Annotated in this window: 16 protein-coding genes; 12 read left to right on the top strand and 4 right to left on the bottom strand. The window is 74.2% G+C overall.

The window, feature by feature from the left end; all coding sequences use genetic code 11:
• Window positions 1-11: 11 nt before the first annotated feature.
• The gene (locus tag ACIPYQ_RS03545; RefSeq protein ID WP_401245717.1) at window positions 12-872 is read right to left on the bottom strand and encodes an alpha/beta fold hydrolase; all 861 of its coding nucleotides are present in this window, start codon (window positions 870-872) and stop codon (window positions 12-14) included.
• A 64-nt stretch (window positions 873-936) separates the two neighbouring features.
• Here ACIPYQ_RS03545 and ACIPYQ_RS03540 point away from each other — a divergent pair, with 64 nt between their 5' ends.
• Together ACIPYQ_RS03540 and ACIPYQ_RS03535 are read left to right on the top strand one after the other, a co-directional pair.
• Window positions 937-1,443 carry a MarR family winged helix-turn-helix transcriptional regulator gene (locus tag ACIPYQ_RS03540; RefSeq protein ID WP_401245715.1) on the top strand — a complete coding sequence of 169 codons (507 nt, stop codon included), beginning with the start codon at window positions 937-939 and terminating at the stop codon, window positions 1,441-1,443.
• Between the two features lie 47 nt (window positions 1,444-1,490).
• Entirely contained in the window at window positions 1,491-2,024 is a 534-nt protein-coding gene (locus tag ACIPYQ_RS03535; RefSeq protein WP_401245713.1) for a hypothetical protein, read from the top strand.
• Here the strand turns inward: ACIPYQ_RS03535 and ACIPYQ_RS03530 are convergent.
• Window positions 2,017-2,955, bottom strand: a complete 939-nt coding sequence (locus ACIPYQ_RS03530; RefSeq protein WP_401246108.1) for a Gfo/Idh/MocA family protein — start codon at window positions 2,953-2,955, stop codon at window positions 2,017-2,019. The two genes, ACIPYQ_RS03535 and ACIPYQ_RS03530, sit on opposite strands and share 8 nt — an antisense overlap.
• 212 nt (window positions 2,956-3,167) lie before the next feature.
• On the opposite strand from ACIPYQ_RS03530, the gene glnII reads away from it, so the two are divergent.
• The 3 genes from glnII to ACIPYQ_RS03515 all read left to right on the top strand — a co-directional run bounded on the left by glnII (window position 3,168) and on the right by ACIPYQ_RS03515 (window position 5,853).
• Window positions 3,168-4,187 carry a glutamine synthetase gene (gene glnII / locus ACIPYQ_RS03525; RefSeq protein ID WP_361763803.1) on the top strand — a complete coding sequence of 340 codons (1,020 nt, stop codon included), beginning with the start codon at window positions 3,168-3,170 and terminating at the stop codon, window positions 4,185-4,187.
• Between the two features lie 88 nt (window positions 4,188-4,275).
• Complete coding sequence (locus ACIPYQ_RS03520; RefSeq protein ID WP_401245710.1) at window positions 4,276-4,914, top strand: DUF6891 domain-containing protein; 639 nt, start codon at window positions 4,276-4,278, stop codon at window positions 4,912-4,914.
• A gap of 339 nt (window positions 4,915-5,253) precedes the next feature.
• Window positions 5,254-5,853 carry a winged helix-turn-helix domain-containing protein gene (locus tag ACIPYQ_RS03515; protein WP_401245708.1) on the top strand — a complete coding sequence of 200 codons (600 nt, stop codon included), beginning with the start codon at window positions 5,254-5,256 and terminating at the stop codon, window positions 5,851-5,853.
• 87 nt (window positions 5,854-5,940) lie between these two features.
• Here the strand turns inward: ACIPYQ_RS03515 and ACIPYQ_RS03510 are convergent, their stop codons facing one another.
• On the bottom strand, window positions 5,941-7,398 hold the full coding sequence (locus ACIPYQ_RS03510) for a PepSY-associated TM helix domain-containing protein (protein ID WP_401245706.1): 1,458 nt from the start codon (window positions 7,396-7,398) through the stop codon (window positions 5,941-5,943).
• 78 nt (window positions 7,399-7,476) lie between these two features.
• A complete protein-coding gene (locus ACIPYQ_RS03505) occupies window positions 7,477-8,277 on the bottom strand; it encodes a hypothetical protein (protein ID WP_401245704.1) in 801 nt (266 codons plus the stop codon).
• 65 nt (window positions 8,278-8,342) lie between these two features.
• Between ACIPYQ_RS03505 and ACIPYQ_RS03500 the strand changes: the two genes are divergently transcribed.
• The 7 genes from ACIPYQ_RS03500 to ACIPYQ_RS03470 all read left to right on the top strand — a co-directional run bounded on the left by ACIPYQ_RS03500 (window position 8,343) and on the right by ACIPYQ_RS03470 (window position 16,224).
• Window positions 8,343-8,930: a rhomboid-like protein gene (locus ACIPYQ_RS03500; RefSeq protein ID WP_401245702.1), complete on the top strand. Its 588-nt coding sequence runs from the start codon at window positions 8,343-8,345 to the stop codon at window positions 8,928-8,930.
• Window positions 8,931-8,964: 34 nt separating this feature from the next.
• Window positions 8,965-9,762, top strand: a complete 798-nt coding sequence (locus tag ACIPYQ_RS03495; RefSeq protein WP_361763788.1) for a tyrosine-protein phosphatase — start codon at window positions 8,965-8,967, stop codon at window positions 9,760-9,762.
• 79 nt (window positions 9,763-9,841) lie between these two features.
• On the top strand, window positions 9,842-11,782 hold the full coding sequence (locus ACIPYQ_RS03490; RefSeq protein WP_401245699.1) for a hypothetical protein: 1,941 nt from the start codon (window positions 9,842-9,844) through the stop codon (window positions 11,780-11,782).
• Window positions 11,783-11,987: 205 nt separating this feature from the next.
• The gene (locus ACIPYQ_RS03485) at window positions 11,988-13,424 is read left to right on the top strand and encodes a hypothetical protein (RefSeq protein WP_401245697.1); all 1,437 of its coding nucleotides are present in this window, start codon (window positions 11,988-11,990) and stop codon (window positions 13,422-13,424) included.
• A 135-nt stretch (window positions 13,425-13,559) separates the two neighbouring features.
• On the top strand, window positions 13,560-14,456 hold the full coding sequence (locus tag ACIPYQ_RS03480) for a metal-dependent hydrolase (RefSeq protein WP_401245695.1): 897 nt from the start codon (window positions 13,560-13,562) through the stop codon (window positions 14,454-14,456).
• Window positions 14,453-15,499, top strand: a complete 1,047-nt coding sequence (locus ACIPYQ_RS03475) for a PDR/VanB family oxidoreductase (protein WP_401245693.1) — start codon at window positions 14,453-14,455, stop codon at window positions 15,497-15,499. Before ACIPYQ_RS03480 ends, ACIPYQ_RS03475 begins: the two co-directional genes overlap by 4 nt.
• 23 nt (window positions 15,500-15,522) lie before the next feature.
• Window positions 15,523-16,224: a TetR/AcrR family transcriptional regulator gene (locus ACIPYQ_RS03470; protein ID WP_401245691.1), complete on the top strand. Its 702-nt coding sequence runs from the start codon at window positions 15,523-15,525 to the stop codon at window positions 16,222-16,224.
• Window positions 16,225-16,233 lie beyond the last annotated feature (9 nt).

The following is a 16,233-nucleotide window of genomic DNA, read 5'->3' as shown; positions in this document are numbered from 1 at the left end:
GGCGGCGCGGACTAGGCCGCGAGCCGGCGGGCGAGCTCCCCGGCCGCCGTCAGCGGCAGTGCGTGGTGCGCGAGGCCCGGCAGGACCTCGACGCGCGCGCCCGGCAGCGCCTCGCGGGCGGCCCGGGCCGCGCGGCCGGCGTCGTGGCAGCGGGCGTGCTCCGCGAACAGGACGTCGACCCGCGCGCCCGGCCGTTGCCCGAGCGCGCCCAGGTCCGGGCGCGGCCCGGTGACCGGGCGTACGGAGGGGAAGCGGGCGGTCTCGTCCTGCAGCCGCAGCCAGGCCGGGTCGAGGGCGGCGCCGCGGGTCTCCCAGCCGAGGAAGGAGCGGATCCGCTCCGGGGTGGGCCGCACCAGTACGGGCAGCGCGCGCAGCACGTACCCGGGGCGGAGCCCGGCGAAGACCTGGGTCGGGTCGAGCAGCACGAGGCGGCCGAGCCGGGCCGGGCGCGCGGCGGCGTAGTGGGCGGCGATCCACGCCCCGTACGAGTGCCCGCCGAGCGCGACCGGCCCGCGCTGGCCGGTCGGGCCGTCCGGGCCGAGCGCGTCGAGGACCGCGTCGAGCCAGCCGACCAGGTCCGCGACGGACCGGAGCGCCCGCCCCGGCGCCGGGACGCTGAGCCCGGGGTCGCCCATCAAGTCCACGGCGTGCATCCGGTGCGTGCGGGCCGCCCCGGCGGCGGCGCAGGCACCCCACACGGTGGAGGTGGACCCGCCGCCGGGCAGCAGCACGAGCGGCGGGGCGCCGGCCGGGCCGCAGCTGTTGACGCGGGTGACCCCGTACGGGGTGGGCAGGTCGGCGGTCTCGACGGGCCCGGGCCACTGGCCGAGCACCTCGTCGTAGGCGGCGCGGAAGGAGGAGGTCCGGGACATGACGGGCTCCGATGTCTCGCTGGGCGATAATCTCGCTCAGCGAGAGATCCTAGACGGAGGCGATGTGGACGACAACCAGGCAGCTGACAACCAGGCACCCGACAACCTGCAGCTGGTGCACCTCCTGCGGGCGGTGACCGTCGAGTTCGGCCTGCGCCAGGCGGAGTTCGCCGCCCGCAACGGCATGCACGCCACCGACGTGCGGGCCCTGATCTGCCTGCTCGACGCGGCCCGCGCGGGCGAACCGGCCACGGCCGGCCTGCTCGGCGCCCGGCTCGGGCTCAATTCGGCGGGCACCACCTCCGTGATCGACCGGCTGGAACGGCTCGGCCACGTGGCCCGGATCCGCGACGAGCACGACCGGCGGCGGATCCTGCTGCGCGTGGAGCCGGCGGCGATCCGCCTGGGCCGGGAGTTCTTCGGCCCCCTGATCGACGGGGTGCTCCAGGTGCTCGACGACTTCGACCCGGCCGAACGGGCCACCGTACGCCGCTTCCTGACGGCCACCCACACCGTCTTCGCGGGGGCTGGCGCGACGGCCTTCATCTCGCCCCCACCTCGCACCTCGTAGGGTGGCATCCGTACCAAAGAGGGACGAAGCACACCAAAGGAACCGTCGTGAGCGAGCAGCAGCAGCCGCAGACCAGCCCCGGCGTACCTCCGGTCGCGCCGCGGCGGCGGGGGGCCGACTGGATGTTCGGCGGGGTGTACGGGACGGTCCTGGCCAGCGGGCTGCTGGCCGCGCTGGACCAGAAGGGCGGGGACTTCACCCCGTACTACGACGCCAGCTGGGTGCTCGTCACGGCGGCCACGGCTGCGCTCGCGCACGGCTACGCGCACCACATGGCCTCCCACCAGCAGGACTCCGCCTCGCACCGGTGGCGGCTGCTGGTCCTGGCGCTGTGGCACGAGTGGCCGATGATCGCGGCCACCCTCCCCACGGTCCTGCTGCTGGTCGCCTCGGGGATCGCCGACTGGGACTCGTACGGGGTGACCGCCGTCGGCCTCGGCCTGAACACCGCGCTGCTGTTCGCGTGGGGTTCGGTCGTGGCGCTCCGCGTGGGCTACGGGATGACCTCCGCCCTGCTGATCGGCTTGGCCGACGCCACCATCGGCCTGGCCATCATCGTGGCGAACGCGGTCATCAAGTAGCGCGGCCTCCGCGCCACCCGGGGAGCTGCGCCTCCGCCTCCGCGAGGATCTCCGTCAGCCGGGCCCCGAACTCCGCTCCGCGCGGATCGGGCACGCCCGTGCGGGCCGCGGTGAGCAGCGCGTCCAGGGCGCGGCCGTAGGCGCCCGGCACGTCGCTCCAGCCGGGCAGCTCGTACACGCCCTCGGTGCCGCGCAGTTCCAGGCCCACGCCGGCGGCGGCGCGCGGCGCGCCCAGGCTGAGGACGGCGGTGCTGGCCGCGCCGGAGGCGTGCCGCAGGGCCAGCTGGACCACGTCGGAGGGGCCGCGGGTGGCGCTGACCCCGGTGACGTCGCCGAGGACCGGGATCAGCACGGAGAGGGCGTGCGGGCCGACGTCCCACAGCCCGCCCTTGGCCTTGCGCCAGGGCGAGTCGGCGTACGCGCTGGGCGTGCCGTCGGGCGGGAAGACGGCGCCGAGCCAGTGCGCGGCCGCGGTGAACCAGCCGGAGCGCCCGGCCTGTTCCGCGACCCAGCCGGCGGTGGGCTCGGCGAAGCGCAGGGTGAGGAAGACGACGGAGGCGACGCCGTGGCGGGTGGCGGCGTCGGCGACGGCCCTGGCCTCCTCGACCGTCGTCGCGACGGGCTTGTCGAGCAGCAGGTGGCAGCCGGCGGCGGCCGCGCGCACGGCGAGCGGGGCCTGGACGTCGGGCGGCAGGGCGAAGGCCACGGCGTCACACTCGGCGAACAGCTCGTCGGGGTCTTCGTACACCTTCACGTCGTACGCGCGGGCCAGTTCGGCCGCGGCTTCGGGCCGGCGGCCCCACACTCCGACGAAGTCGGAGCCGGGGTGCGCGGCGAGGGCGGGCGCATGGGTGCGGTGGGCCCAGGGGCCCGTGCCCAGCAGCCCGACCCGCGGTCGGGGGTCTCCGGTGGGGTTCAAATCAGACGAAATGCTCACGCGTTCAGTCTGCCCCACCCGGACGGGCGCTCCGCCACCAACCCGCTCGCGCCCCGCACAACCCACCCGACCTGCGGCGTAAACCTCGGTAACACGGGGTTCACACGCGGGCAACGGAAGAGAAATCGCGGGCGGGCACGCTGCGGTCATCACCGCAGCGATGAAGCAGCGACCAGCAGCACCCGCAGAGTCTGAGGATGGGGCCCGTGAGCTACAAGGCTGAGTACATCTGGATCGACGGCACCGAGCCGACGGCGAAGCTTCGCTCCAAGACGAAGATCCTGGCGGACGGCGACGCGCTGCCGATCTGGGGCTTCGACGGATCGAGCACCAACCAGGCCGAGGGCCACGCCTCCGACCGCGTGCTCAACCCGGTCTTCTCCTGCCCGGACCCGATCCGCGGCGGGGACAACGTCCTCGTGCTGTGCGAGGTCCTGAACATCGACATGACCCCGCACGAGTCGAACACCCGCGCGCTGCTGCGTCCGATCGCCGAGAAGTTCGCCGCTCAGGAGCCGATCTTCGGCATCGAGCAGGAGTACACGTTCTTCGACGGCACCCGCCCGCTCGGCTTCCCGGTCAACGGCTTCCCGGCGGCCCAGGGCGGCTACTACTGCGGCGTCGGCTCGGACGAGATCTTCGGCCGCGACATCGTCGAGAAGCACCTGGACCACTGCCTCGCGGCGGGCCTGAGCATCTCCGGCATCAACGCCGAGGTCATGCCCGGCCAGTGGGAGTTCCAGGTCGGCCCCGTCGGCCCGCTGGAGGTCTCCGACCAGCTGTGGATCGCGCGCTGGCTGCTCTACCGCACCGCCGAGGACTTCAACGTCTCCGCGACGCTGAACCCGAAGCCGGTCAAGGGCGACTGGAACGGCGCGGGTGCGCACACCAACTTCTCCACGAAGGCGATGCGCGAGGACTACCGCGCGATCATCTCCGCGTGCGAGGCCCTGGGCGAGGGCAGCAAGCCGCTCGACCACGTGAAGAACTACGGCGCCGGCATCGACGAGCGCCTGACGGGCCTGCACGAGACCGCCCCCTGGAACGAGTTCAGCTACGGCGTCTCGGACCGCGGTGCCTCGGTGCGCATCCCGTGGCAGGTGGAGAAGGACGGCAAGGGCTACATCGAGGACCGCCGCCCGAACGCGAACGTGGACCCGTACGTCGTGACCCGCCTCATCACGGACACCTGCTGCACCGGCCTGGAGAAGGACAACCTGGTCTGACCACCCGGTCCCCCGATCCCACCCCAACGCCCGCCGAGCCCCCACAGGCCCGGCGGGCGTTGTCAGTGCCGCGTGCCACGGTGTGCGCATGACGGCGATCAGCATGCAGACGGAACGCGGCGGGCCCCACGAGCGGCCCGCGTCCGGCGGGGAGGTGGCGCCGCTCGCGCCCGAGGTGGAGCGGGAGCTGGCGGAGGCGGTGCGCGGCTGGCTGCGCTGCGGCTACGACGGGCGGGACCTGCTCGCCGAGTCCGCCGAGGAGTACCTCGTCGACGGCGACGTCCGGCCGGTCTCCCCCGCCCAGGCGGAGCTGCTGGTGGACCGGCTCTGGCGGGAGCGGGTGGCGGAGCAGGCCGGCTGGGTGGGCGAGACCGATCCGGAGCGCATCACCCGCGCGTTCACCGCGCTGGAGGGGGCGGGCATCACGGCGCGGGAGAACTTCACCTGCTGCCGCGGCTGCGGGCTCGCGGAGATCTGGGCGGACGGCGCCGAGGACGCACGCGGGTTCGTGTTCTTCCACTCCCAGTGCACCGAGGGGGCGGTGGCGGGCCACGACCTGTTCCTGCTGTACGGGGGGTTCGAGCCCGATGAGGCGCTCACGGCCTCGGTCGGGCGGGAGGTCGTCGCGGCGCTGGAGGCCGAGGGGCTCACATGGGCGTGGGACGGTTCTGCCCACGATGCGATACGGGTGGTCGGGCTGGACTGGCGGAAGCGGCTGGGGGGTTGATGGATTGTCCTGGTTTGGTGGGCGCTTGGTGTGGAATATGAGATTCCGATCCATGATATGAGACGTGGCCTGCCCGGGAGGGAGGACATCTGCTTGAATGGGGCCATGGCCAGCCATTCGCACACCTCGTCAGGTCGCAGCGACCTCGAGCCGTTCTGGCCCTCCCGTCAGGATCACGACTACGACCGGGAGTGTTGCCGCGCGAAGAACGCGCCGGCCCTCTAAAGCCTCCGGGATCTCCTTCCGACCTTCCCCCAGGCCTTCGGTCTGCGCGGTGCGACATCGATGACGTACGTACGTCTCCCTGCCGACCTCTCCGCGTGAAAGAGCTGACCACTCATGGCGAACACCCGTACCCTCACCTCCGCCTCCGCTGCGACCGCCTCCCTGACCCATCCGCCCCATCCGCGCCACCGGCTGCGATCCGTGGACCGGGACGAGGTGGCCCGGGTCGTGGACCTGCTCCCGCCCGGGGCCACCTGGCTGCCCGCGCCGCAGCACACCCTCCCGGCGCTCCCGGGGCAGCCGCCGATGGTCGGCTACCTCGTGCTCGTACCGGCCGACCAGCAGCCGCCGATCGGGTTCGCCCCGCACACCGTGGCCGCCCCGCTCGCTCCCGCCCCGTCCCCCGCCCCGGCCGCGACGGCCGTGACGGGCGACGCCCTGGTCCGCATCGACCCGGCGCAGCGCACCGCCGAGGTCGACGGCCGGGTGCTCGACCTGACGTACCTGGAGTTCGAGCTGCTGGCCCATCTGGTGCAGCACCCGCACCGGGTGCACAGCCGGGACCAGCTGGTCACCACGGTCTGGGGCTACGGCCACGTCGGCGACGGCCGGACCGTGGACGTCCACATCGCCCGCCTGCGCCGCAAGCTGGGCGCCTCCCACCGCGCTGCGATCCAGACGGTGCGCCGGGTGGGCTACAAGTACGCGCCCTGACCGGCCGGTCGACCGTACGCGGCGGGCCCGTACTCCGGGAGGGAGTACGGGCCCGCGTGCGTCAGCCGGTCAGGCGGCCGGGACGGCTCAGGCGGCCGAGGCGGCCCGGGCCGCGGCCTTGGCGCGCCGGCCCGCGACGAAGCCCAGCAGGACGTCGACCACGAGGAAGACGGCCAGGCTGATGCCGAGCAGCGGGATGAACCAGCCGACCACGGCCGTCACCGCGGCCAGCGGCAGCAGCGTGGTCGCCGGCAGCTTCCGCCAGGCGCCGCGCGGCTGCGCCCGGCCCACGGACAGCTTGCGGTCCTTCGTCGGCCGGCGCAGCCACCACATGCGGTAGCCCCAGAAGACGAGGAACATCACGGCGACGGCGAGCGCGGCCAGCGCGATCTGGTTGGCGAGACCGAAGGTCTGGCCCATGTGCAGGTCGATGCCGAAGCGGGTCATCTTGGCCAGCAGGGGGTAGTCGGCGAAGCGCAGTTCGTCCATGACCCGGCCGTCGGCGGGGTCGACCGCGACCGCGTCGAAGTGCACCGGCACCTGCTTGTCCGCCTCCTTGATCACGTACCCCTTGCCCTTGGCGGGCAGGGTCACGCGGATCGCCTCGGTGACTCCGGCGTCCCGGGCGGCGTCCACGGCCCGGTCGATGCCGACGTCGGCCGTGGGCACGGGGGCGGGCATCTGCGTGCCCTCGGGCATGGTGTGGCCCGCGTGTTCGTCGGCGCCGGACTCCGCCCCCGGGTTCAGCTTGGCGGAGACGGCCGGCGTGGCCCCGCCGAGGCTGTCCTGGAGCTCCCCGATGTTCTCGCCGGCGTACTTCGACCAGGTCAGGCCGGTGGCGGAGAGGACGACGAGCCCGGCGACGGACCACAGGCCGACGACCCCGTGCCAGGACAGGGTGCGGCGGCGGCCGGTGGCCTTGCGGTCCGGGAGGACGAGCTGGGACTTCCGCTTGCGGCGGCGGCCGATCCACAGGGCGAGCCCGCCGAGCGCGACCACCCACATCCAGCTCGCGGCGAGTTCGCTGTAGTTCCGGCCGAACTCCCCGAGCTGGAGGTTGGAGTGGAACTCGCTCAGCCAGGCGCGCAGCGGCAGCGCGTCACCGACGGTTTCGATCTGCCCGCGCACCTCGGCCGTATACGGATCGACGAACACCGTGAGGGTCTCGCCCTCCGGGAGCCCCTCGCTCTCCATGATCACCCGGGTGGTGGCCTCGGCGTCGGGGGCCGGCCACACGGACACGACCGAGCCCTCGGGTGCGGCGCCCTTGGCCGCCTCGACCTGGGCGCTGAGCGGCAGGACGCTCTCGCCGACGCGGGCGACGGTCAGCTCGTCGGAGTAGGCGATCTTCTCGGCCTGCCAGGAGGCCGCGTAGAGCAGCCCGGTGGCGGAGGCGAGGAAGAGCAGCGGGGCGATGAGCAGGCCCGCGTAGAAGTGCATGCGCAGGAGCAGCGGCCGCAGGGCGGCCCAGCCGCCGCGGCTCTTGGATATGTCGGATGGGTCGGTGTCCGGGGTCCGGACGTCCTGAACCTCGTCAAGAGACATGGTGGTTCCTCGGTGTCGGCGAAGGCATGGGGACATCGGCCCCAGGTCTCGCCACCCCTCTCGCCGAGGGGGCGCCGGTCAGGCGCGAGCAGGACGGCCGGGGGCCGTGAAGCGGGGGAACGGGCCGGATCCGGGCGGCCCGCGGCGCACCACGGCATGGGCGTGCACGGCTCCGCGCAGGCGGCGCGGCCGCTCGCAGGGCGTGGGGAAGGCGGGTGGGGCCGGTACGGCGGCCACCCGCGCCCGCACCAGGGCGAGTGCGCGGGCGAGCGGCCGGGCCGCGTGCAGTGCGGCGGCGCCCAGGACCCGGGCCAGCCGGAAGACGGCGGCCTCGCCGCGCGCCAGCCAGGCGGCGCAGAGCAGTCCGGCGAGCAGGTGCGCGGCGATCATCCCGAGGCCGCCGTGGGCGATCATCCCGGCCAGGTCGGCCATGTCGGCCATCACTCCCATGCCGGCGGTGTCCGTCATCCGGGCCGCGTCCGCCGCCCCGGCCGTCCCGGCCATGCCCGCCATGTCGGCCGTGCCCGCCAGGCCGGGGCCGCCGGCGGCCGCCGCGTCGCCCGCCTCGGCGGCGCGCATGTGGTGGTGCCCCTCCGCCGCGGGGGCGACGGCGGCGTGTCCCGCGGCCCGGCCCCCCGAGAAGACGAGGTGCAGCACGCCCTGGACGGCGAGCACGGCCGTGGTGATCCCCACGGGCCCGCGCCGCCGCCCGGCGGCGAGCCAGGCGACCCCGCCGGTCACGGCGAAAGCACTCAGAAGGCCGATCAGGGGAATATCCGTGCCGGACATGTACGAATGCCCCACCGCACCCAAAGCCACGCACACCGCCGCGAATATCGCGGCCCGCATGGCGCGCAGGGGCGCGGTTTTTTCAGACATGGCCGGGACATGTTCGCACGGGGCCCGGTGGTGTCCGCCAGAGGGCGGTATCCGATCATGGCAGCGTGAATCCAATTCCCCTGGGAGCGGTGTACGCCGGCGGAGTCCAGCTCGGGGCGTACGCCCTGGAGCGGATGGGCGCGGCGGAGCGGGAGCACCTGCTCCGCACCTGCTCGACGAACGTCGACAACCTCGCCGCCGGGCGCTGGGAGACGCTGCTGAGCAGCGCCGTCGTCGTCGAGGAGCCGATGCCCCTGCCCTACGCCCTGCTACTCGTCGCGGTCCTCGGGTACGCCGAGTACGCGTACGGCGCCTGGTGGACGGCCGCGGTGTTCCTGTTCGGGCACGCCACGGCGACCCTCCTCGTGTACGGCGCCCTGCGCAGGACGACCGATCCGGGAACCCGGGGGGCCCTGGACGTGGGGACGAGCTACGGCTTCAACGCCGTGCTCGGCGCACTGACCTCGGCCCTGCCGCGGGGGGCGGTCCGCACGGCCGCCCGGGCCGGCCTGCTCGCGCTCGCCGCGGCGCCCGTGCTGAAGCGCGGGCGGACCTTCACCGACGCCGGACACCTGGCGGCGCTCGGGATCGGCATCGGGGTCTCGCTGGCCTTCGATTGTCTTTCCGGGACGAAACATCAGAAAATTGCCTGAATCGTTGCATGACCGTACCGCTGGAGCCGCCACGATGACCGCCACTCCCTCCACCACCGTCGCCAACCTCCGCGACCTCGGTGGCACCCCGCTCCCCGGCGGCCGCACCGTCCGCCCCGGCCTGGTGCTGCGCTCCGGCCAGCTCGACCGGCTCGACCTCGACGCCGATCCGGTGGTGGCCGCCCTGGGCGTGCGGACCGTCATCGACTTCCGGACCGACGCCGAGCGCGCCGACCACCCCGACCGGATACCCGGCGGGGCCCGGCTGCTGATCGGCGACGTGCTCGCGGACAAGCTGAGCGAGGCCGGCAAGAAGCCCGCCGCGTCGCAGCTCAAGGACCTGCTGTCCGACCCGGCGGTGGCCGAGGAGCACCTGGGCGGGGGCAAGGCCCAGGCCCTGTTCGCCGAGACCTACCGGTCCTTCGTGAACTCCGGCTCCGCGCAGGCCGCGTACCGGATGCTGCTCACCGAGGCCGCCGACCCCACCGCGGGCCCGCTGCTCTTCCACTGCACGGCCGGCAAGGACCGCACCGGCTGGGGCGCGACGGTCATCCTGGCGCTGCTCGGCGCGGACGACGAGACCCTGATGGCCGAATACCTCTCCGTCAACCCTGCGGTCAAGCAGGCCTTCGCCCCGATGATCGAGGGTTTCACCGCGGCCGGCGGCGACCCGGACATCGCGCTCGCCCTGATCGGCGTCTTCCCCTCCTACCTGGAGGCCGCGCTGGACGAGGTGGCGACGCGCTACGGCTCCATGGAGAAGTACGTCCGCGAGGGACTCGGCGTCCCCGACGAGACCGTCGACGCCCTGCGCGCCCGCCTGGTGGCCTGACCCCGGCACCCCGCCAGCCGCGGGGAGGGGAGGCCCTCCGGACGGGTGACCATCCGACGATTCGCTCGTTCTGCTGAACGTGACTGCGCCGGATACCGCCACCCGCCCCCTGCCTCCCGTGTCTCCCGTGCCGCCGGACGTCGAGCAGGCCGAAGCCGCCATCGTCGAGCACTACCCGCGGCTGGTGCGGCTCGCCTATCTGGTGCTGCCGCCCGCCCTCGGCCGCAACCGGCGGGTGCTCACCGCCCACTCGCTGGTCCAGCGGGCGCTGCCGCGCGGGCGGCGGGACTCGGCGGCGGCCGCGGCGGCCGTGCAGGGCGGGGTTCCGGGCCAGCGGGCCGGGACGGACGACTCCGGCTACGCCTACGTCCGGCTGCGCGTGCTGCGCGCCGCCCTGGAGGCGGGGATTCCGCTGACCTTCCGGGCGCTGCCCCGGCGCGCGCAGCTCCCGCCACTGCTCCCCCAGGTGTGGGGGCTGCGGCTGTTCCCCCGCTCGGGCGGGGCCGAGGAGCTCGCCCTCGACCAGTGGCTGGCCACCCTCGACGGGCCCGGCCGGGCCGCCTGCGTGCTGCGGGCCCTGGAGCGGCTGCCCGAGCCGGAGGTGCTCCGGGTGCTCGACGAGGCGGGGGTGCCGGATCCGGCCGCCGCCGCCCGGGAGTCCGGGGATCCGGCGAACGACGCCCTGTTCGCCTCCCCCGAGTTCGACCCGTGCGTGCTGCAGGCCCGGCCCACCGACCTGCTGCGGCGGCGCCGGCTCGGCCGGGCCGCACTGGCCGCCGCGGCCGCCCTCGCCGTGTGCGGGGCGCTGCTCGCCCTGCCCGGCGGGGGCTGGGGCTCGGACGGGGCCACCGCCCCGCTCTACTCCCGCAACGCCGCGGCCGAGCAGGCCCTGGATCCCGGGAAGCTGGTCCGGGCCGCGCCCACGCTCTGGCGCACGTCCTCCCGTACGGACTTCTCCACCTGGCCCGCCCGCGGGGACCGCACCGACGACACCGCCCTGCTGCGCCGGGCGCTGGCGGTCTGGGCCCGGCCCGGCTCCTCCGTGGTCGTCTCGGCCACCCCGGGGTCACCCGCCGGGCCGCCGATGGGACCGGCGCAGCTGCTGTTCGCGGGCGCCGTCGACCAGGCCGTCGTGGTCCTGTTCCACGACGGCCTGCGGGTGGTCCGCTACGCCGAACCGCGCACCGGGACCGCCGGCGCGGCCCTCGACTTCGCCCGGACCGACGGGGCCTCGGCCGACACGGCGACCGCGCTGGTACTCAGCCGGGTCGACGGCAACGTCCGCTACCTCACCGCGCCCTGGGTCACCGGCGCCTCCCTGCGGGACCTGCTCAAGCCCGGCGGCCCGGCGGCGGCCCTGAAGCCGGCTCCGGACGGGGTGACCCCGCCGGTCGCGGGCCCGGCCCCGGCGGGCAGCTGTACGAGCTGGAACGCCCTGTCCCTGACCGGCGACGGCACCACCCGGCTGATCACCGACCTCGGCGAACTGACCCCGGCCCGGCTGACGTCGGGCTCACCGGGCGCCGAGCAGGACGTGACGGAGGCCGCGGAACTGGGCGACTGGTCGAAGATCGCCTGCCTGCTGCCCTCGGTCCGCTCGCACGGGGTCCACACGGTCAACGCCTGGACGTACGCGAAGCAGCCGCTGCCGGAGGGCGACGGCACGGCGACCTGGCTCTGCACCCGGGCCGAGACCTGGCAGGGCGCGGCGGACCGGGTGCAGGCGCAGTTCCTGGCCCCGGGCTCGGCGACGGCGGCGCAGGCGGCCAAGTCCGAGGGGTCCGCGGCGTGCGGGCCGCGGGAGCCGCGGGTACTGGCGGGCGTGCTGTGGAAGTCGCGGGCCGGCCAGTGGTACGTCCTGGCGGCGGGCAGTGCGCAGTTCGCCTCGCTGTCGGTGTCGGGCGGCGGGGTGAACGGGGCGGCGAACGGCAACCGGCTGGCGGTCAAGGCTCCGGCCGGCGCGCAGGTCGACCTGTCGGGCAGGCTGACGGACGGGACGAAGGCGGGAACGCTGCACTAGGCGGGGCACCGCGCAGGGCGTGGACGCCGCGCAGGGAGTGGAGACCGGGCCGGTCCGCAGAGGCGGGTGAAGATTCAACGACCAAGCCCGGTCGAGGAGTTGGCGGGATCCGGACATGACGGTCGTAGCGTGCACATGGCATGATCGGATTCCGGTTACCGATCGGTAATCCCCCACACCCCTCACCCGCCTGAAGGTCAACCACGTGCGCATGCTCGCCCGACGCCTCCTGCTCCCCGGCCTGACCGCCCTCGCGCTCGCCGCCACCGGCTGCTCCTCGACATCCCACACCGGCGCCGCCGAACCGGCCGCCCCCGCCCCCCTCACCCCGTCGGCCGACGGCACGTCCCAGCAGCTCGACGTGGCCGCGGCGCCGCAGGGCTCCCCCACACCCGCGGCCGTGTCCCGGGGCGACGGCAAGGGCAGGACCGAGAAGTCCTCGCTGAAGGTCGCCTCCTACGACGCCAAGAGCGGACGGGCCGTCATATCCACGGCCCCCGAGGGGCCCGCCGGCGCACCGTCACCGGGCAAGTCACCGGGCAAGTCACCGGACAAGGCGCCGGGCAAGTCCCCCGAGGCCGCCAAGCCCGTGGCGGCGGGCGACGTCATCGCCAGCGCCCCGGCACCGGGCGCCCCCAACGGCCTGCTCGCCAAGGTCACCGAGGTCGTCGGCAAGACCGACCGCGGCACCGAGGTGAAGACCGCCGCCACGACGCTGAACTCCGTCCTGGGCGACGACAAGGCCGACGGCAAGGTCCCCGTCGACCCGGCATCGGTGACCGTCGAGCCCCTGATGAAGGGCGTCACCTTCTCCTGGGCCAAGGGCGACGGCCTGAAGTTCGGCCCCGAGGGCGCCAAGCTGCCGCTCGGGAACCTCCGGCTCGACGTGAACGCCTCCGTCGACACCGCCCCGGACGCGCCCGCCTCGGCCGGCGCCTCCGTCTCCGGCTTCGTCCAGCTCGCCCCGCAGGTCGAGTTCCAGTACGACGGCACCCAGGGCGGCGGCGCCGGCCCGCGCGGCGCCTTCCTCGGGATGAGCGGCGACTGGTCCTCGCAGTGGAAGCTGCAGGGCCGCGCCGCCGCGAGCACCGGAGCCCCCAAGCGGATCCCCTTCGCCAAGCTGCACAGCTCCCCGGTCATCCAGGTGGGCCCGGTTCCGGTCGTCGTCAACCTCGACCTGACCTGCTACATCCAGGTGGAGGCCGACGGCCGCGTGACCCTCGACGTCCAGCAGGACGTCAAGGGCGACTTCAAGGTCGGCGGCAGCTACGCCTTCGGCAAGGGCTGGACTCCGGTCAGCACGTCGAACGTCCAGAGCACGCCGGTCCAGGCGACCGTCACCGCCACCGGCCGCGTCAAGGGCGCGCTCGGCGCCGAGGCGTCGGTCGGCCTCTACGGCGCGGTCGGCGTCACCGCCGACTTCGCCCCCTACCTGCGCGGCGAGGCCGACGCCAAGGCGACCGCGTCCAGCGACGGCAAGACCTCCCTCACGGGCGCCTGGGCGGTGTACGGCGGATTCGACCTGAGCGGCAACCTCCACCTCCAGCTGTCCCTGTTCGGCACCCCCGCCTTCGAGCGCAAGATCCCGCTGGGCTCCCTGAACCGCGAGTGGGCGCTCGCGAGCGGCAACACCGCGCGCTAGCCGCGCGGCAGCGGCGTACGGCGGCACAAGGCTGACAAGGCCGCACAAGGCGGCGACGACGGCGTACGGCGGCCCCCTGCGAGAAGTCGGCGCAGGGGGCTTCTCACCCCCAGTACCCATCAGTACATTGACACCATGTCTAATACGCCGCCCGTGCCCGCCCCCGTGGCGTCGGAACACGTGGACCTGAGGCCCCGGAACGTGTCCTTCGGCTGGGAGGACACCCCGCTCCACTGGCTGCCCGGCGAACCCTTCGCCGGCCACATGATCAATGTGCTGCACCTGCTGCTCCCCGCGGGCGAGCGCTGGTTCGTGCACGTCTACAAGCAGGTCCTCCCCCACATCAAGGACGAGCGGCTGCGCGCGGACGTGGTCGGCTTCATCGGCCAGGAGGCCATGCACGCCGCCGCGCACGACGACGTGCTCCCGCACCTGAAGCGGCTCGGGCTGGACCCCACCCCGTACACCGCGCAGGTGGACTGGCTGTTCGAGAAGCTGCTCGGGGACCGGACCCTCCCGCCGGGCCGGGCCCGGCACTGGTGGCTGATGGAGCGGGTCGCGATGATCGCGGCGATCGAGCACTACACGGCGTTCCTCGGCGACTGGATCCTGAACGCCGACGCCCTCGACCGGCGGGGCGCCGACCCCACCATGCTCGACCTGCTGCGCTGGCACGGGGCGGAGGAGGTCGAGCACCGCTCGGTGGCCTTCGACCTCTTCATGCACGTGGACGGCAACTACCGCCGCCGGGCCCGGACCTGGGCCACCGCCTTCACGGCCCTGGTCTTCCTGTGGCAGCGCGGCGTGCGCTTCTTCATGGAGAACGACCCGCAGCCGCTCGCCTCCAAGGCCTCCTTCGGACAGTTCTTCCGGGCCGGGCAGCAGGGGGTCCTGCCGTCCACCGGCGCCATGCTGAAGTCCATACCGAAGTACCTCTCCCGCACGTACCACCCCTCCCAGGAGGGCTCGACGGCCCAGGCGGTGGCCTACCTCGCCACCTCCCCCGGCGCGAACGGCGGTGTGCGGCCATGAGGCGCGCCCTCGCCGTCACGGCGGTGGCCGGCGCGGCCTGGTTGACCCGGCGCGCCCTGAACCGCCGCATCGGGACGTCCCCGCTCTGGCCCCTGCCCGCCCTGGAGACACCGGTCTCGGGCCACTCCCCGCGCCGCGCGCTGCGCGCCCTGATCGTCTCCCGTACGGAGCCGGCCGAGGGCGTGCTGCAACTGGCCCTGGAATCCCCGGACCTCCCGGCGTGGACCCCGGGCGCGCACGTGGACGTCACCCTGCCCTCGGGTCTGGTCCGCCAGTACTCCCTGTGCGGCGACCCGGCGGACGGCGGCAGGTACACGATCGCCATCCGGCGGGTCGAGGACGGCCGCGGCGGCTCCCGCGAGGCGCACGAGCAGCTGGTCGAGGGCGCCGAGCTGGAGCTGCGCCCGCCGCGCAACCGCTTCGAGCTGGTCCCGGCGGCCTCGTACGTCTTCGTCGCGGGCGGCATCGGCATCACCCCGATCCTGCCGATGCTCCGGGCCGCCACGGCGGCGGGCGCCGACTGGACCCTCCTGTACGGGGGCCGCTCGCGCGCCTCGATGCCCTTCCTGGCGGAACTCGCGGCCTACGGAGACCGGGTCACGGTCGTCCCGGAGGACGAGGCGGGCCGGCCCGACCTGGCACCGCTGGCCGCGGCGGGACCGGGCACGCGCGTCTACTGCTGCGGACCCGAGCCCCTGATGCTGGCCGTCACGGCGGCGGCCCCGGACCCGGCGGCGGTCCACCTGGAACGCTTCGCGCCGGCGGCGGCGCCCGGCCCGGCGCAGTCCTTCACCGTCGAACTCCGCCGCTCGGGACGGGTCGTCGAGGTCGCGGCGGACGAGACCACCCTGGCCGCGGTGCGCCGGGAGCTGCCCGCCACCCCGTACTCCTGCGAGCAGGGTTTCTGCGGGACCTGCCAACACCGGGTCCTGTCGGGCGCGGTGGACCACCGCGACGAGCTGCTCACGGACCGGGAACGGGCGGAGTCGATGCTGCTGTGCGTCTCGCGCGCGAAGGGGGACCGCCTCGTCCTGGACCTGTGAACGCTCCCCAGTAGGGTGTCCGCATGACAACCGGGGTGCGACGCAGGATGGGTGTCGAGGAGCGGCGGCAACAGCTGATCGGGGTGGCCCTGGAGCTGTTCAGCCACCGCTCTCCCGACGATGTGTCGATCGACGAGATCGCGGCGGCCGCGGGGATATCCCGGCCGCTCGTCTACCACTACTTTCCCGGCAAGCTGAGCCTGTACGAGGCGGCGCTGCGGCGGGCGGCCGACGAGCTGGCGCAGCGGTTCGTGGAGCCCCGGGAGGGGCCTCTCGGGGCGCGGCTGCTGCGGGTGATGGGGCGGTTCTTCGCCTTCGTCGACGACCACGGGCCGGGTTTCTCGGCGCTGATGCGGGGCGGTCCGGCGGCCGGCAGCAGCCGGGCCAACGCGATGATCGACGAGGTCCGGCAGGCGGCGTACGAGCAGATCCTCACGCACCTGGGGATCGGGCTCGCCGAGGTGCCGGCCCGGCTGGAGCTCGTGGTGCGCTCCTGGGTCTCGCTCGCCGAGTCCACGGCGCTGATCTGGCTGGACGGGCGCAGGATCCCGCGGGGCGAACTGGAACTGCAGCTGGTGCACGACTTCGCCGCGCTGGCCGCGGTGAGCGCGGCGTACGACGCGGAGATGGCGGGGATCCTCGTACGGATCCTGGCCGACGAGCCGGCCGACGGACCGTTCGGGGAACTGGTCGGGCGCTTGGCCGCGCTCGTTCCGGGCCCTTGATCATCGGCA

Origin of the sequence: Streptomyces sp. NPDC090045 (genome assembly GCF_044747975.1) — a bacterium.
GTDB lineage: Bacteria > Actinomycetota > Actinomycetes > Streptomycetales > Streptomycetaceae > Streptomyces.
Note: the sequence above shows the minus strand (reverse complement) of the source record. Positions and strands in the feature narration are given on the sequence as shown.

Bases quoted from the DNA above. Each gene is read 5' to 3' on its own strand.
- ACIPYQ_RS03545 (WP_401245717.1), bottom strand. From the start codon at position 872: ATGTCCCGGACCTCCTCCTTCCGCGCCGCCTACGACGAGGTGCTCGGC.
- ACIPYQ_RS03520 (WP_401245710.1), top strand. From the start codon at position 4,276: ATGACGGCGATCAGCATGCAGACGGAACGCGGCGGGCCCCACGAGCGG.
- ACIPYQ_RS03515 (WP_401245708.1), top strand. From the start codon at position 5,254: ATGGCGAACACCCGTACCCTCACCTCCGCCTCCGCTGCGACCGCCTCC.
- ACIPYQ_RS03510 (WP_401245706.1), bottom strand. From the start codon at position 7,398: ATGTCTCTTGACGAGGTTCAGGACGTCCGGACCCCGGACACCGACCCA.
- ACIPYQ_RS03505 (WP_401245704.1), bottom strand. From the start codon at position 8,277: ATGTCTGAAAAAACCGCGCCCCTGCGCGCCATGCGGGCCGCGATATTC.
- ACIPYQ_RS03495 (WP_361763788.1), top strand. From the start codon at position 8,965: ATGACCGCCACTCCCTCCACCACCGTCGCCAACCTCCGCGACCTCGGT.
- ACIPYQ_RS03480 (WP_401245695.1), top strand. From the start codon at position 13,560: ATGTCTAATACGCCGCCCGTGCCCGCCCCCGTGGCGTCGGAACACGTG.
- ACIPYQ_RS03475 (WP_401245693.1), top strand. From the start codon at position 14,453: ATGAGGCGCGCCCTCGCCGTCACGGCGGTGGCCGGCGCGGCCTGGTTG.
- ACIPYQ_RS03470 (WP_401245691.1), top strand. From the start codon at position 15,523: ATGACAACCGGGGTGCGACGCAGGATGGGTGTCGAGGAGCGGCGGCAA.